Origin of the sequence: Streptomyces lasiicapitis (genome assembly GCF_014646335.1) — a bacterium.
In the GTDB taxonomy this organism is placed as follows: Bacteria; Actinomycetota; Actinomycetes; order Streptomycetales; family Streptomycetaceae; genus Streptomyces; species Streptomyces lasiicapitis.
On the sequence record NZ_BMNG01000006.1, the window covers coordinates 393,236 to 409,119 of the forward strand.

Here is a 15,884-nt window from a genome sequence, read left to right on the forward strand (position 1 = left end):
CTCACCAGCGCGCCGGCGGCGGCGCCGTCAGCTGGTCCGCGAGCCGGGAGAGGCGGTCGCGGACGCGGCGCGGGCCGCGCGGCGCGGGCAGGCTGTTCTCGCCCGCCGCCGCGCTCACCAGGTGCTGCACCGTGTCGAGGTCGAGCCCCGCGTCGTCGGGGAGCACGAGCGCCTCGTGGGCGAGGGCGCCCAGGTCGCCGTCGCGCTCGCCGAGAGCGAAGACCGTCGCGCCCGCACGCCGCGCGTCGTTCACGCGCGAGAGCAGCCCCGCCTCGGGCGCCGTGGGTGCTACCACGAGCAGCGTCTCGCCGTGCCGCGCCGCCTCGATCCTGCCGAGGCCCACCGAGAGCTGCGCGGGCGAGTCGGGGCGCGGCCGGTGGCGTACGAGGGTGGGCGTCAACTCCGGTGTGCCCGACCACGCCGCCTCGTCCACCAGATGCGCGGCCAGATGCCACGGCTCGTACTCCCGCGTGCCCACGAGCAGTAGCCCGCCGCCGTGCGGCACCACACTGGAGCGCAGCGCCCCCGCGAAGCGGCGGGTGGCGCCGGGCCACTGGGTCCCGGCGAGAACTTCGCGCAGCAGCGCGACCCTTACGGCGTCCATGGGGGCGCATACTGCCTCAACGACAGATTCGTCAGCGGGAGTTCACCGCGAATTCCCCCATGATGGGGAAGGGGCCCGGATGCCTACGGAGACAGTTGAGACGTCTGTTCCCTTCCGCGCGGGTCGCGAGGGGTACGCAAGCTTCCGGATCCCGGCGGTGGTCGTCACCCACGCCGGTACCGTCCTCGCCTTCTGCGAGGGGCGGGTCGGCTCCCAGGAGGACTTCGGGAACATCGACGTCGTGCTCAAGCGGTCCGACGACGGCGGCCGCACCTGGGGCCCGCTCCGGGTCGTCGGCGGCAACGGCACCGACCTCGCGGGGAACCCCGCCCCCGTCGTCCTCGACACCGGCCGGATCCTGCTCGTGCAGGTCCGCAACGCCGCCGCGGCCACCGAGGACGCCATCCGGCGCGGCACGGTGTCCGCCGCGAACGGCCGCCGCGTCTGGACGCAGCACAGTGACGACGACGGCGTCACCTGGTCGTCGCCCCGCGAGATCACCAAGCAGGTGAAGAAGACCGCCTGGCGGTGGTACGCGACCACACCCGGCCACGCGATCCAGCTGGAGGGAGCCACCGACGGCAGCGGCGGCCGCAGCGGCCGGATCATTGTTCCCGCCAATCACTCCCTGCCGCCCACCGGCACCGACAACGGCACCGAGGGCAAGTACAACGGCGGGCACTGCCTGCTGAGCGACGACCGCGGCCAGACCTGGCGCATCGGCTACGTCGACGACAACACCAACGGCTACATCAACGCCAACGAGACCACCGCCGCCGAACTCCCCGACGGCCGCGTCTACTTCAACACCCGCAACGACTCGCCGTCCCCCGGCACCCGCGCCGACGCCCACTCCCACGACGGCGGCCAGACCCTCGCCAAGCCCTTCCGGCCCCAGTCCTGCCTCACAGGACCCGTCGTCGAGGCCAGCGTGCTGCAACTGCGCGACCCCGACCTGCTGCTCTACTCCGGGCCCGCCGACCCCGGCTTCCGCGCGCAGATGAGCATCCGCAAGAGCCATGACGGCGGCACCACCTGGCGCGTCGTCCACACCGTCGACGGGCTGCCCGCCGCGTACTCCGATCTCGTACGCCTCGACGAGGACACCGTCGGACTCCTCTACGAGACCGGGGACTTCGGCGCGTACGAGACGATCACGCTCCGGCGGGTCCCGCTGGACTGGCTCGACTGAGGGACGGGACCGGCTGGACCGAGCGCCGGGCGGGCCGGGCGGGCGTCCGGCGCGGACGTAAGGTCTGACCATGACTTCCACGGAAAGTGTGCAGAAGGCGCCCGCCAAGGATCCCTGGGACCTGCCCGACGTGTCCGGGCTCGTCGTGGGCGTGCTCGGCGGCACCGGTGACCAGGGCCGCGGGCTGGCCTACCGCCTCGCCCGCGCGGGCCAGAAGGTGATCATCGGCTCGCGCGCCGCGGAGCGCGCCGCGTCGGCCGCTGCCGAACTGGGCCGCAGCGTCGAGGGCATTGAAGGCGCCGACAACGCCGAGTGCGCGCGGCGCAGCGACATCGTCATCGTCGCCGTGCCGTGGGACGGGCACGCCAAGACCCTCGAAGCGCTGCGCGAGGAACTCGCGGGCAAGCTCGTCGTCGACTGCGTCAACCCGCTCGGCTTCGACAAGAAGGGCGCGTACGCCCTGAAGCCCGAGGAGGGCAGCGCCGCCGAGCAGGCCGCCGCGCTCCTTCCCGACTCGCGGGTCACCGCCGCCTTCCACCACCTCTCGGCGGTGCTGCTCCAGGACGAGTCCATCGAGGAGATCGACACCGACGTGATGGTCCTCGGCGAGAGCCGCGCCGACACGGACGTCGTGCAGGCCCTCGCCGGCCGCATCCCCGGCATGCGCGGCGTCTTCGCGGGACGCCTGCGCAACGCCCACCAGGTGGAGTCCCTGGTCGCCAACCTGATCTCGGTGAACCGGCGGTACAAGGCGCACGCGGGGCTGCGCGTCACGGACGTCTGAGCCCGCGGGGCATCGCGACGCCCGGGACCACGCGTCACCGCGGTGCCGTCGCGCGCGGGGCATGGGGGACACTGGTGCGGTACGTCCGTCAGGAATGCCGCATCGCAGGAGCGCACCCCATGCCCCGCCTCGCCCTCTACGCCCTCGTCGTCTGCGTCCTCTCCGTCGCCGCGGCCGTGGTCTCCTTCGCCCAGGGGATGTGGCTCGGCATCGTGTGGGTGCTGCTCGCGGGGCTCTCGTCCAACATGACCTGGTACTACGCGCGCCGCGCGAAGGTGCTGCGGCAGCGCGACGAGGCGGCGTCCGCCGGTCACTGACCGCGGCGGCCTCCGCTAGCCGTTGAGCGCGGGGATGTCCGGGGTGCCCTGCCAGAAGCGGTAGAGGCGCTGGCCCCAGTATGTGTCCCAGTCCTCGACGCCGAGGCCGCGCAGGAGCGCGTCCACCGCGTCGAAGAACGCGTCGTTGACCTCCGGGATCCACAGGATGCCGAAGACGGCGAGCAGACCGAACGGCGCGAACGGCTCCACCTGGCGGCGGATGTTGTGCGACAGCCACGGCTCGATCACGCCGTAGCCGTCCAGGCCCGGGATGGGCAGGAAGTTCAGGATCGCCGCCGTCACCTGGAGCAGGGCGAGGAACGCGAGCGCGTAGCGGAAGTTGTCCGGGACGCCGTCGAGGGCGTCCAGCCAGAACGGCGCGGTGCAGACGACGGCGAAGAGTACGTTCGTCAGCGGGCCCGCGGCCGAGATCAGGCTGTGCCGCCAACGCCCCCGGATGCGGCCGCGCTCGATGAACACCGCGCCGCCGGGCAGGCCGATGCCGCCCATGATCACGAAGAGCACCGGAAGGATGATGCTGAGCAGCGCGTGCGTGTACTTCAGCGGGTTGAGGGTCAGATAGCCCTTCTCCCCGATGGACAGGTCACCGCTGTGCAGCGCCGTGCGGGCGTGCGCGTACTCGTGCAGGCACAGCGAGACGATCCACGCCGCCGTGACGAAGAGGAAGACGGCGAAGCCCGGGTTGTCCGCGAACCCCGTCCACGCCGCCCAGCCCGAGGCCGCGGTGACCGCGGCGATCCCGAGGAAGACGGGGCTGATCCGGCGGTCGCTGCGGGTGGGGGCGGTGGTCATGTGGGGGAGGCTACCTGCGTGGGCTGTGGAGTGGGGGTGGGTTGGCCCTCGCGGGGTGCGGGCTGGATCTGGCTGGGTGTAGCCCCTCCGGCGTTTGAGGAGCGGGGGTCTGGGGGCAGAGCCCCCAGTTTCGGGAAGGGGTGCCCGCGCGCGGAGCGCGCTATTGGACGCAGCGGGGAGCCCCCGGCAGGGCCCCAGGCCTCGCCCCCGGCCGGATGCCCGGTGCCCCGGCTTCCGGGGACCGGTGACAATGGGGGCGTGCGTTATCGCGTTCTAGGCGTCACCCGGGCCTCGCGCCCCGACGGCACCCCCGTTTCCGTCGGCGGCGCCCGCCTCCGCGCGCTCCTGGCCGCCCTCGCGCTACGACCGGGCCGCACGGTCCCGGCCGGGGTCCTGGTGGACCAGGTGTGGGGCGGAGAGCCACCGGCCGACGCGACGGGCGCGCTGCAGGCCCTGGTCGGACGGCTGCGCCGCGCCCTCGGCGCCGAAGCCGTGGCCTCCGCCGAAGGCGGCTACCACCTGCGGGCCACCCGCGACGACGTGGACGCCCACCGCTTCGAGCGCCTGGTGGGCGAGGGCACGCGGGCGCTGGCGGACGGCGACCCGGCGAAGGCCGCGGTCCTCCTCGACGACGCCCTCGCCCTCTGGCAGGGCGAGGCGTTCACCGACCTGCCGGACCACACCGCGGAGGCGGCCCGCTGGTCCGCCCGCCGCGCCGAGGCCCTGCGCGCACGCTTCACCGCGGCCCTTTCCCTCGGCCAGGCCGAGACGGTCCTCCCCGAACTGACCGCCCTGTGCGACAGCCACCCGTTGGACGAGCCCCTCCAGGTCCTCCGCCTACGCGCCCTGCGGGACGCCGGCCGAGCCGCGGAGGCCCTGGCCGCGTACGACGGCGTCCGCCACACCCTCGCGAACGACCTGGGCGCCGATCCGGGTCCCGAACTGCGCGCCCTGTACGAGGAGTTGCTGGGCCCGTCGGCGGGCGCGGGGCCGGGTGCCGCGGGCACGGACACGGCGTCGAAGGCCGGAGACACCTCACCCGCCGGTACGGACGTGCCGGACACGCCGCGCCCCGCCCCACGGACGGGCGCGTCGGCCCCCGCGCAAGAGAGGGCGAGCACCCGGGCCCCGGCAGCCCCGCCCGCCACCGCCTCCGCCCCCAAACCCCCCACCCCCGGCAACCTCCGCGCCCGCCTCACCTCCTTCGTCGGACGCAGCACCGACATCGACGCGATCCGCGACGACCTGCGCCGCGCGCGCCTCGTCACGCTGACCGGGCCCGGCGGCGCGGGCAAGACGCGGCTGTCGCAGGAGGCCGGGGAGGCCGTGGCCGACGCCTTGGCGGACGGGGTGTGGCTGGCCGAACTCGCGCCGGTGGACGACCCCGACGACGTACCGGAGGCCGTCCTCACCGCGCTCGGCGCCCGCGAGACCGTGCTGCGCGGCGCGGGCGCCGAGGAACTGCGGGTCGCCGCGGAGCGGAACGCCGGCGATCCCATGGTCCGGCTCGCCGAACACTGCGGCCCGCGCCGCATGCTGCTCGTCCTGGACAACTGCGAGCACGTCATCGACGCCGCGGCCCGCCTCGCGGACCGTCTGCTCGCCGACTGCCCGGGGCTCACCGTGCTGGCCACCAGCCGCGAACCCCTCGGCGTACCGGGCGAGTTGGTGCGCCCCGTCGAACCCCTGCCGGAACCCTTCGCGCTGCGCCTCCTCGCCGACCGCGGCGCCGCCGCGCGCCCCGGCTTCCGTACGGACGACGATCCGCGCGCCGCCGCCGAGATCTGCCACCGCCTGGACGGCCTTCCGCTCGCCATCGAACTGGCCGCGGCCCGGCTGCGGATGCTCACCCCGCGCCAGATCGCCGACCGGCTCGACGACCGCTTCCGGCTGCTGACCAGCGGCGCCCGCACCGTCCTTCCGCGCCAGCAGACCCTGCGCGCCGTAGTGGACTGGTCCTGGGACCTCCTCGACACCGCCGAACGCGCCGTCCTGCGCCGCCTGTCGGTCTTCGCGGGCGGCTGCGACCTCGCGGCCGCGGAGGCCGTCTGCGGCGGGCGACCCGAAGCCGAGGCGGGCGTCGAGGACGGCGGCACCCACCACCCCCAAGGCCCCCGGCCGGACACCGTTCACGTGGACCCCCGCGACGTCCCCGAACTCCTCGGCTCCCTCGTCGACAAGTCGCTCGCCGTCGCCGCGCCCGCCGCGCACGGCGACGTGATGCGCTACCGGCTCCTGGAGACCGTCTCCGAGTACGCCGCCGAGCGCCTCGACGAGGCGGGGGAGCGGGACGCGGTCGAGCGGGCGCACCTCACGTACTTCCGGGAGTTCGCGCGGGTCACCGACCCGGAGCTGCGCGGCCACGGGCAGCGCGCGGCCATCGCGGCGTTCGAGACGGAGTACGAGAACCTGCGTACCGCGCTGCGTCACGCCGTCGCCGCCCGTGACGAGCAGGAGGGGCTGTTCCTCGTGCTGTCCCTGGGGTGGTTCTGGCTGATCCGGGACCTGCGGGTGGAGGCGCGGAACTGGTCGCGGGACGTGATGGCGCTCGGCCCGGACCCGTTCGCCCCGCCCGTCACCCCCGCCGCCCCGCTGACCGCGCGCTGCACGGACACCCCGCCCCCGCTGTCGGGCGAACTCCTCCGGGAGGCCCGGCGCGGAGTGCACCTCATCCAGCTGTCCTGCATGGACCTGGACCCGTCCGCCTGGCAGACCCCGGAGGCCGGGCAGAAGCTGGCCACGATCAGGGACACCTACCGTCCGGGCCTGCCGCAGACCTGCTGGACCCCGGGCAGCTTCTGGTTCTTCGCCGTCCTGATGACGGGGGACGTCGAGCAGTTGCGGCACGTCGTCGAGGAGACCGTCACCGCCTGCCGGGACCTCGGCCTCACCTGGGAGCTGGCGGGCGCCCTGCACCAGCGCGCCAACATCTTCGCCAACCGCAGCGAATGGGCGGGCGACGCCTGCCGGGACGCGGACGAGGCCCTGGAGATCTACACAGGGCTCGGCGACGCCTGGGGCGTGGCCGAAGCGCTGTCCTCACGCGGTGAGGCGCACGAGCGGCGCGGCGACTACCTGCGCGCGGCCGACGACTTCCAGGCCGCCATACCGTACGCGACGGACCTCGGCGCGAAGGCGCAGGTGGCCCTGTTGACGGCCCGGCTCGGCACGGCGCTCGTCGAGGCCGGCCAGACCGAGCGCGGCGAGGAACTGCTGTGGCGGGTGGCCGACGACAACGGCAGCCGCGCCGGCGGGGCGCTGCCCGCGGCCCGCCTCTTCCTCATCAGTCTGCTCGGCCGCACCGGCCGCACCGGCGAGGCCCGCGAGCAACTGGAGCTGCTGCGCGCGGAGTTCAAGGTCCTCGGCTTCGCCGTCTTCGAGGGCATCATGATCGGCTCGCAGGCCTGGCTCGACACCGTCGACGGCCACCACGAGCGGGCGCTCGCCGCCGCCCGCGAAGCCGTGGACAAGGCCGCCGAGCCGCTGTCGCAGATGATCGCGCCGCAACTGCTCGCCGGCCACCTCGCGACCATGGCCTGCGCCCTCGCCTCGTACGACACGGGGCGCGCGGCGCACGCGGCGCGGCTGCTCGCCGTGGCCGACGGCTCGCTGCCGCCCGGCCATGTCCCGGTGGCCCTGGAGCGGGAGCTGCGCGCCTCCGCGGAGCGGGCGGCCCGCGAGGCGCTCGGCGACGCGGACTATGCCGCCGCCTACGCCGCGGGCGGCGGCCTCACGTGGCAGGAGGCCGTCGCCGCGGCGGGGTTGTGACACCCGCCGCGGCGGGGCACTGGTGTCGTGTCCGGTGACGCGCGCTCACGCTCACCGGACCCGGACGCCCGTCACGTCTTCGTACGGAACTTGTGGATCGCGATCGGCGCCATCACGCCCGTGAGGATCACCGACCAGGCCAGCGTCACCCACACGTCGTGCGCGACGGGCAGGCCGCCGTTCATCAGGCCGCGGGCGGCGTCGGCGAGCGACGACAGCGGGTTGTAGTCCGTGAACGCCTGGAGCCAGCCGGGCATGGACGCCGTCGGCGCGAAGATGGACGAGCCGAACTGCAGCGGCATCAGGACCAGGAAGCCCATGCCCTGGATGGCCTGGGCGCTCTTCATCACGACACCCATGGTGAGGAAGATCCACATCAGGCCCACGCCGAAGGCCATGGCGAGGCCTATGGACGCGATCAGACCCGGGATGCTCTCCACGGAGAAGCCGATGATCAGGGCGACGATCAGCAGGATCGCCGTGGCGACGAGCATGCGGAGCAGCTCGACCACGATCTTGGCGATCATCACCGAGGAGCGGCCGATCGGCAGCGACCGGAAACGGTCCATCACGCCGGTCTGGAAGTCCTGGTTGAAGCCCGTGCCCACACCCATGGCCATGTTCATCCCCATCATGGCCATCAGGCCGGGGATCACATACTGCACGTACTCCTCGCGGCCGCCGCCAAGAGCCTGGCCGACGGAGCCGCCGAAGACGTACACGAACAGCAGGGTGAAGACGATCGGCATCAGGACGGCGTCGAACATCGACTCCATGTCCTGCTTGATCCACAGCAGATTGCGGCGGACGAGCGCGCCGGTGTGCCGGACGTGGGCGCGCAGGCCGATGCGGGTGTCGGCCGCCGACTTGTCGACGGGCTGTTGCTGGGTGGGTGGCGCCGAAGGCGCCGTGACCGTGCCGGCGCTCATGCGGCGACCTCCTTGAATTCGGTGCTGACGGAGTCCTGCGTCTCGCTGGTCTTGTGACCGGTGAGGGACAGGAACACCTCGTCCAGGCTGGGCAGTTCGGTGGCGATGTCGGACAGCGTGATGCCGCGCGAGGTGAGCGTGCCCACGACCGCGGTGAGCTGCTCGTCGCTGAGGATCGGCACCAGGACCGTGCCGGTCTCGGTGTCCACCGTGGTGGTGGCGAGGCCCGTGAGGCCCGAGTCGTCGAGCGCGGCGGCCGTGGGGTGCAGCTGCGCGCGGTCCGCCGGGCGGATGCGCAGGGTGCGGCCGCCGACCTTGGCCTTCAGCTCCTCGATGCCGCCGTTGGCGATGACCTTGCCGCGGTCGATGACCGTGAGCTCGCTCGCGAGCTGCTCGGCCTCTTCCATGTACTGCGTGGTGAGCAGGACGGTGACGCCGTCACCGACCATGCGCTTGACCTCGTCCCAGACCTCGTTGCGGGTGCGGGGGTCGAGGCCGGTGGTGGGCTCGTCCAGGAACAGCACGGCCGGGCTGCCGATCATCGACGCCGCGAGGTCGAGACGGCGGCGCATGCCTCCGGAGTACGTCTTCGCGGGGCGCCGCGCCGCCTCCGTGAGCGAGAAGCGCTCAAGGAGGCCGTCCGCGCGCGAACGGGCCTCCTTGCGGGGCAGGTCGAGCAGGCGCCCGATCATGTAGAGGTTGTCCCAGCCGGTCAGCTTCTCGTCCACCGAGGCGTACTGACCCGTGAGGCCTATCACGCGCCGGAGTTGGCGCGGCTGTCGCAGCACGTCGTACCCCGCGACGAAGGCGGTGCCGGAGTCCGGGGTGATGAGCGTGGAGAGGCAGCGTACGAGCGTGGTCTTGCCGGCGCCGTTGGGGCCGAGGACGCCGAGGACCGTGCCCTCGCGGACGTCCACATCGACGCCGTCCAGCGCCTTGGTCTCGCCGTAGTGCTTGACCAGCCCCCGTACCGAAACGGCGCTCGCTGCGCCGTCCGCTCCCCGTTGGGGCCTGTTGTCGATTTCTGTCATGCCGTACATGAGAGCAGGTGCCACCGACAATCCACCGACAGATTTCCTACAGGCGTACGACGTCCCGCCGACAGCGGGCGACGGGCAGGAGGACGGCCGGGGGCGGTCAAAGAGGGACATCATGGGCGGGTGGGCCGGGCATACGCCGTGAAGGGGAACATAACCGGCGCCCGCGACGGGAGCGGCAGCCCGCCGACGGGGGACGGTCGGCGGGCTGCCGCTTAGTGCCGCAGTGGCTGAAATGTGATCTACCTGGGGTCGGGCATCTTGTGTCGGACCGTGGTGAGCCGGATGGTCGGGCGGCTCGGCGACCTAATGGACGGCGTGCTCCGCGGCCGGGAACGCCCCGCCCACCACGTCCTGCGCGAACGCCTTGGCGGCGTCGCCCATGACGCCCCGCAGGTCCGCGTACTGCTTCACGAAGCGCGGCATCTTGCCGCCGGTCAGGCCGAGCATGTCGGTCCACACCAGGACCTGGGCGTCGCACTCGGAGCCCGCGCCGATGCCGACGGTCGGGATGTGCAGCGACCTGGTGACCTCGGCGGCCAGCTCGGCCGGCACGAGTTCGAGCACCACCGCGAAGGCGCCCGCGGCCTCGGCCGACTTGGCGTCCCGCAGCAGCTGGTGGGCGGCCTCCTCGCCGCGGCCCTGGACGCGGTACCCCATGGTGTTCACCGACTGCGGGGTCAGGCCCAGGTGGGACATGACGGGGATGCCGGACTGCACGAGCAGCTCGGTCTGGGCCAGCGAGCGCTCGCCGCCCTCCAGCTTGACCGCGCCCACGCCCGCCTCCTTGATCAGGCGCGTCGCGGACCTGAGCGCCTGGACCGGACCCTCCTGGTACGAACCGAAGGGCAGGTCGGCGACGATCAGGGCGCGGCTCGTGCCGCGCACGACGGCCGCGGACAGGATCGCCATCTCGTCGAGGGTGACGGGCACGGTGGTCTCGTACCCCAGGTGGCAGTTGCCCGCCGAGTCGCCGACGAGCATGACCGGGATCCCGGCCTCGTCGAAGACGGACGCGGTCATCGCGTCGTACGCGGTGAGCATGGGCCACTTCTCGCCGCGCTCCTTGGCGGCGCTGATGTCGCGGACCGTGATGCGGCGTGTGCCCTTGCCGCCGTACAGCGTCTTGCTGCTGTCGGACTTCCGCTCCGTGGGGGCGGGGCTCTGGGCAGCCGAAAGCTGCGTCATCGCAACGGCTCCTTCTGTCGTCTCGAGGCGCCCTGACGGCGTCCCCGGATCACTTCCATGGTGGCATCGCGTGCCGCCCGGAGGCTAGAGGGTGTTTTTTCGGCCAATTCCGACCGCGGGGTGGACGCGGCGGCCGGCGTGAGATGGAGGCGGGGATTCCGCGTGATGGACGGGGAAAGCCGGGGTAAAGCCTTTCCAATACGAGACGGTCTCGTATCGAAATAAGGCTAGCGTGAAGGCATGACCACACCTGCCGTCCCCGACGCGCCTCGCATACCGGAGGCGGTCCACCGGCGCCGCTGGGCGATCCTCGGCGTGCTGATGCTGAGCCTGCTCATCGTCGTCCTGGACAACTCGATCCTGAACGTCGCCATCAAGACCATCTCGACCCCCGAACCCACCGGCCTGGGCGCCACCCAGAGCGAGCTCGAGTGGGCCATCAACTCCTACACGCTCGTCTTCGCGGGCCTGCTGTTCACCGCGGGCCTGCTCGGCGACCGGCTCGGCCGCAAGAAGGTGCTGCTCGCCGGGCTCGCCGTCTTCGGCATCGGCTCCGCGCTCGCCGCGCAGTCCGGCTCGCCCGTCGAACTCATCGCGTTCCGCGGTGTGATGGGGCTCGGCGCCGCCTTCGTGATGCCCGCGACGCTCGCCATCCTCATGAACGTCTTCGAGCGCGAGGAGCAGCCCAAGGCCATCGGCATCTGGGCCGGCGGCGTCGGCCTCGCCGTCGCGATCGGTCCGATCACGGGCGGCGTGCTCCTCGACCACTTCTGGTGGGGCTCGGTCTTCCTCGTCAACGTACCGATCGTCGTCGTCGCCATCGGCCTGATGATCGCGCTCGTCCCCGACTCGCGGGACCCGAAGCCCGGCCGCATCGACCTGGTCGGCGTCGTGCTGTCCGTCATCGGCCTCGTCCTGCTCGTCTACGGCATCATCAAGGGCGGCCAGCTCGCCGACTTCACCGACCCCGCGGCCCTCGCGACGATCCTCTCGGGCGTCGCCGTGCTCGTCGGCTTCGTCTGGTACGAGAAGCGCAGCGACCACCCGTCCATCGACATCTCGTACTTCAAGAACCGCGTCTTCTCCGCCGCGATCACCGCCATCGCGCTCGTCTTCTTCGCGCTGATGGGCGTCACGTTCTTCGCGGTCTTCTATACGCAGAGTGTGCGCGGGTACTCGCCGCTGGAGACCGGTCTTCTCATGCTGCCGCTCGCGGCCGCGCAGCTGATCTTCGCGCCCCGGGCGCGGCTCGTCGTCGAGCGCATCGGGGTCAAGGCCACCTGCGCGGGCGGGCTCGCGCTGTGTGCCCTGACGCTGGCCTCGTTCACGATCCTCGACGCGGACACGCCCATCTGGATCATGGAGGTCATCTTCTTCCTCATGGGCGCGGGGATGGCGCACATCATGACGCCGACCAGCGTCGTCATCATGCAGGCGCTGCCGCGCGAGAAGGCCGGCTCCGCCTCGGCGCTCAGCAACACCTTCCGGCAGGTCGGCGGGGCGCTCGGCATCGCCGTGCTCGGGTCCGTGCTCTCCACCGCCTATCGCGGGGGTGTCGAGGACGAGCTCAAGGTGCTGCCCGCGGGGGCGCGGCACACCGCGGGGGAGTCCATCGAGGCGACGCTCGGAGCGGCGGGGCGGCTCGGTCCCCGGGGCGAGGCCCTGGTCGCCTCCGCCAACGACTCGTTCCTGCACGCCATGCACATCACCGCCCTGTGCGGCGCGGGGGTCGCCCTCGTGGGCGTGCTCATCGTGTCCCTGTACCTGCCCGGCAAGCAGCCGAAGCCTCCGGTGGACACCGCTGCCCCGGAGCCGGACCGGGTGGGCGCCGAACACTGACGGTGCCGCACGGGCGCGGGGCCGCCGCCGTCATGCCTGCGGCGCCCCGCCCCCGGCCGGGGACCAGGGAGAATGCGGGGGAACGCAACCGCAGAGGAGTCGGGATCGTGGAGCAGGGTCGGGGCGGCAAGGGCGCGGGTGCCAGGGGACGACCCCGCAGCGAGGCGGTGGAGCGGGCGATCATCGAGGGCGTCATCAAGCTGGTCGAGGACGGAGTCCCCCTCGCCGAGCTCTCCATCGAGCGCATCGCCCGCACCGCCGGCGTGGGCAAGGCCACGATCTACCGCCGCTGGAGCGGCAAGGACGAGATCTTCGTCGACGTCCTGCGCAGCCTGGAGGAGCCCCGCGCCGAACTCCCCGGCACCTCCATGCGCGACGACCTCGTCGTCCTCGTCGAACACATCCGCCGCCGCGGCCTCAACATGCGCTCCTCCGCGATCCTGCACAACGTCTTCGCGCAGATGAAGAGCCTGCCCAAGCTGTGGGAGGCGTACCACACCACCGTCATCGACCCGCAGCGCCGCGTCGTCTACGACGTCCTGCGCCGCGGCGCGGAGAACGGTGAACTCCGCAAAGACGTCGACATCGTCCTCGCCAACGAACTCTTCGTCGGCCCCATGCTCGTACGCACCGTCCTGCGCCCGGACGCTCCCCTGGACGAGGACCTGGCGGAACGCATCGTCGACACCGTCCTCCAGGGGCTGCGCCCCCAGGAGTGAAGGGTCCGCGGCCCCAGAGGTGAACCGCCCCCGGCGCGCGTGGCGTTCACCACGCGCTGCCCCCGGGCGATGTGCGCGTTTCGTCACAGACATCCCGCCACGCACACACATCCGGAACCTCGCGACCGCCCCCGCTCGTCCTCGTGCCCGTACGGCCGTCCCCGGACGGCAGGGACGACACGCGATCATCGCCTAGGGTGCAGGGGCGGGTAGACGTTGTGCACGGCAGTCAGTGAGGCGACGAGAGATATGGCGCAGGCGTACAAGGCGGAGACGGACAGCGGCAGCTCGGAGCACGAGCGCCAGGGTTCGCGACTGCGACGCCTGGTCGGCGGATGGCGGGGCGACCCCGGCATCTGGCGACGCGGGCTGGTCACGGCGGCGATCGCCGTCCTCATCGGTCTCGTGATGCTGGTCCACGCCCAGATCCCCAACGGCGTGGGCAACCTCGGCAGCCTCACCGAGACGTTTCTGCCCTGGCTCGGTGTGTTCGTCCCGGTCCTGCTCGTCATCGCCGTGGTCCGCAAGTCCGCGACCGCCCTGATCGCCCTCCTGCTGCCGGTGATCGTCTGGCTGAACGCCTTCGGCGGCCTCATCACCGACAAGTCGGGCAGCGGCGGCGACCTCACCGTCGCCACCCACAACGTCAACGCCGACAACCCCGACCCCGAAGGCACCGCCCGCGACGTCGCCGCCTCCGGCGCGGACGTCGTCGCCCTGGAGGAGCTCACGTCCTCGGCCGTACCGACGTACGAGAAGGCCCTCGCGGACACGTACAAGTACCACTCGGTGCAGGGCACCGTCGGTGTGTGGAGCAAGTACCCGATGACGGGCACCAAGCCCGTCGACATCAAGCTCGGCTGGACGCGCGCGATGCGCACCACCGTCGACACCCCCAAGGGGCAGGTCGCGGTGTACGTCGCCCACCTGCCGTCGGTGCGGGTCAAGCTCGACGCGGGCTTCACCGCCGGGCAGCGCGACGACAGCGCCGACGCGCTCGGCGAGGCCATCTCCGACGAGCGGCTCGGCAAGGTCGTCCTGCTCGGCGACCTGAACGGCACCATGAACGACCGCGCCCTCAACGCCGTCACCTCCCAGCTGCGCTCCACCCAGGGCGCCGCGGGCGACGGCTTCGGCTTCAGCTGGCCCGCCTCGTTCCCGATGGCCCGCATCGACCAGATCATGGTCAAGGGCGTCGAGCCGGTGTCCTCCTGGACGCTGCCGGAGACGGGCAGCGACCACCTGCCGGTGGCCGCGAGCATGGATCTCTGACGGTCACCCGTCCTTAACCTCGCGGAATACTCGGGCTGGGAGCCTTTGTTCCGTACGTAAACTTATGGAACCCGGGTGGTGCCCGCGCGCGCCCTCGCGCCGCCCCGCCCCTCCCCGCCCTTCGGAAGGTACGTCTTCATGCCCCTGGCCCTGCTCGCCCTCGCCGTGGGCGCCTTCGGCATCGGCACCACCGAGTTCGTGATGATGGGCCTGCTGCCCAACGTCGCGGACGACCTCCACATATCCATCCCCACCGCCGGACACCTCGTCTCCGCGTACGCGCTCGGCGTCGTCATCGGTGCCCCGCTGCTCGCCGCCGTCACCGCGAAGCTGCCCCGGCGGCGGGTGCTCATCGGCCTGATGGCCCTCTTCGTCGTCGGCAACGCCGTGTCGGCCGCCGCGCCCGACTACCACTGGCTCATGGGGGCCCGCTTCCTCAGCGGCCTCCCGCACGGCGCGTTCTTCGGCGTCGGCGCCGTCGTCGCCACCGGGCTCGTCGGGCCCGAGCGCAAGGCCCGCTCCGTCTCCCTGATGTTCCTGGGGCTCACCGTCGCCAACGTCGTCGGCGTGCCCGTCGCCACGCTCATGGGGCAGCAGCTCGGGTGGCGGGCGACCTTCCTAGCCGTCAGCGCGATCGGGCTCGCCGCCATCGCCGCGCTCGCCCTCCTCGTCCCCGCCGACCACGGCCACGGCGAGGGCGCCGGGCTGCGCGGCGAGCTCCGCGCGCTCGGGTCGCTGCCCGTGTGGCTCGCCCTGGGGACGACCGTCGCGGGCTTCGGCGCGCTCTTCGCCGCGTACAGCTATGTCACGCCGATGCTCACCGACTCCGCCGGGTTCGCCGAGGCCAGCGTGACGCTGCTGCTCGCCCTCTTCGGCGTCGGTGCCACCGCCGGCAACCTCCTCGGCGGGCGCCTCGCCGACCACTCCCTGAGGGGCACCCTCTTCGGCGGCCTCGGCTCGCTCGTCGTCGTGCTCGCCCTCTTCCCGCTCTTCATGCGCACGGAATGGAGCGCGGCGGTCGGCGTGACGCTGCTCGGCATGGCCGCCTTCACGACCGGCTCGCCCCTCCAGCTCATGGTCATGGAGAAGGCCGCCGCCGCCCCGTCCCTCGCCTCCTCCGCCAACCAGGCCGCCTTCAACCTCGCCAACGCGGGCGGCGCCTGGATCGGCGGGCTCGCCCTCGCGGCGGGCTTCGGCGTGACGTCACCCGCGGTGGCGGGAGCGGGGCTCGCCGTCCTCGGCGTGGGCGTGGCGGCGGTGGCGTACGCCGTCGATCGTGGGCGCGGGGATGTTGGTGGCTCGGGCCGGGTGGTGGCCGAGCACCGGGAGGCGCGGGTGGAAAGCCCGTCCGGCGTTTGAGGACGAGGCCGTTCAGGCCGATGGCGGGGGTCCGGGGGCGGCAGCCCCCGGGACGCCCCCGGG

The 15,884-nt window shown here is 72.6% G+C and carries 13 protein-coding genes; 8 read left to right on the forward strand and 5 right to left on the reverse strand.

Annotation, left to right across the window (positions count from 1 at the left end):
* Window position 1: 1 nt before the first annotated feature.
* Window positions 2-604, reverse strand: a complete 603-nt coding sequence (locus tag IEY91_RS15905) for a hypothetical protein (RefSeq protein WP_189174411.1) — start codon at window positions 602-604, stop codon at window positions 2-4.
* A gap of 79 nt (window positions 605-683) precedes the next feature.
* Between IEY91_RS15905 and IEY91_RS15910 the strand changes: the two genes are divergently transcribed.
* The 3 genes from IEY91_RS15910 (at window position 684) to IEY91_RS15920 (ending at window position 2,897) form a co-directional block, all read left to right on the forward strand.
* Window positions 684-1,796 carry a sialidase family protein gene (locus IEY91_RS15910; RefSeq protein WP_189174412.1) on the forward strand — a complete coding sequence of 371 codons (1,113 nt, stop codon included), beginning with the start codon at window positions 684-686 and terminating at the stop codon, window positions 1,794-1,796.
* 70 nt (window positions 1,797-1,866) lie between these two features.
* Window positions 1,867-2,580 (forward strand): NADPH-dependent F420 reductase, encoded by a 714-nt coding sequence (npdG, locus tag IEY91_RS15915; RefSeq protein ID WP_189174413.1) that lies wholly within the window; start codon window positions 1,867-1,869, stop codon window positions 2,578-2,580.
* A 119-nt stretch (window positions 2,581-2,699) separates the two neighbouring features.
* Window positions 2,700-2,897 (forward strand): hypothetical protein, encoded by a 198-nt coding sequence (locus IEY91_RS15920; RefSeq protein ID WP_164325643.1) that lies wholly within the window; start codon window positions 2,700-2,702, stop codon window positions 2,895-2,897.
* Between the two features lie 15 nt (window positions 2,898-2,912).
* Here the strand turns inward: IEY91_RS15920 and IEY91_RS15925 are convergent, their stop codons facing one another.
* A complete protein-coding gene (locus IEY91_RS15925; protein WP_189174414.1) occupies window positions 2,913-3,710 on the reverse strand; it encodes a site-2 protease family protein in 798 nt (265 codons plus the stop codon).
* 258 nt (window positions 3,711-3,968) lie between these two features.
* On the opposite strand from IEY91_RS15925, the gene IEY91_RS15930 reads away from it, so the two are divergent.
* Entirely contained in the window at window positions 3,969-7,478 is a 3,510-nt protein-coding gene (locus IEY91_RS15930; protein WP_189174415.1) for an AfsR/SARP family transcriptional regulator, read from the forward strand.
* A gap of 71 nt (window positions 7,479-7,549) precedes the next feature.
* Here IEY91_RS15930 and IEY91_RS15935 read toward each other — a convergent pair whose 3' ends face one another.
* The 3 genes from IEY91_RS15935 to panB form a co-directional block, all read right to left on the reverse strand.
* The gene (locus IEY91_RS15935) at window positions 7,550-8,407 is read right to left on the reverse strand and encodes an ABC transporter permease (protein WP_164325650.1); all 858 of its coding nucleotides are present in this window, start codon (window positions 8,405-8,407) and stop codon (window positions 7,550-7,552) included.
* The gene (locus IEY91_RS15940) at window positions 8,404-9,438 is read right to left on the reverse strand and encodes an ATP-binding cassette domain-containing protein (RefSeq protein WP_164325652.1); all 1,035 of its coding nucleotides are present in this window, start codon (window positions 9,436-9,438) and stop codon (window positions 8,404-8,406) included. Before IEY91_RS15940 ends, IEY91_RS15935 begins: the two co-directional genes overlap by 4 nt.
* 312 nt (window positions 9,439-9,750) lie before the next feature.
* Complete coding sequence (gene panB, locus IEY91_RS15945; RefSeq protein ID WP_164325654.1) at window positions 9,751-10,632, reverse strand: 3-methyl-2-oxobutanoate hydroxymethyltransferase; 882 nt, start codon at window positions 10,630-10,632, stop codon at window positions 9,751-9,753.
* Between the two features lie 240 nt (window positions 10,633-10,872).
* Between panB and IEY91_RS15950 the strand changes: the two genes are divergently transcribed.
* The 4 genes from IEY91_RS15950 to IEY91_RS15965 all read left to right on the forward strand — a co-directional run bounded on the left by IEY91_RS15950 (window position 10,873) and on the right by IEY91_RS15965 (window position 15,821).
* The gene (locus IEY91_RS15950) at window positions 10,873-12,471 is read left to right on the forward strand and encodes an MFS transporter (RefSeq protein ID WP_189174416.1); all 1,599 of its coding nucleotides are present in this window, start codon (window positions 10,873-10,875) and stop codon (window positions 12,469-12,471) included.
* Window positions 12,472-12,638: 167 nt separating this feature from the next.
* Entirely contained in the window at window positions 12,639-13,190 is a 552-nt protein-coding gene (locus IEY91_RS15955) for a TetR/AcrR family transcriptional regulator (protein WP_373287957.1), read from the forward strand.
* Between the two features lie 249 nt (window positions 13,191-13,439).
* Complete coding sequence (locus tag IEY91_RS15960) at window positions 13,440-14,462, forward strand: endonuclease/exonuclease/phosphatase family protein (RefSeq protein ID WP_164325657.1); 1,023 nt, start codon at window positions 13,440-13,442, stop codon at window positions 14,460-14,462.
* Window positions 14,463-14,600: 138 nt separating this feature from the next.
* Entirely contained in the window at window positions 14,601-15,821 is a 1,221-nt protein-coding gene (locus tag IEY91_RS15965; protein ID WP_189174417.1) for an MFS transporter, read from the forward strand.
* The last annotated feature ends 63 nt before the right edge of the window (window positions 15,822-15,884 follow it).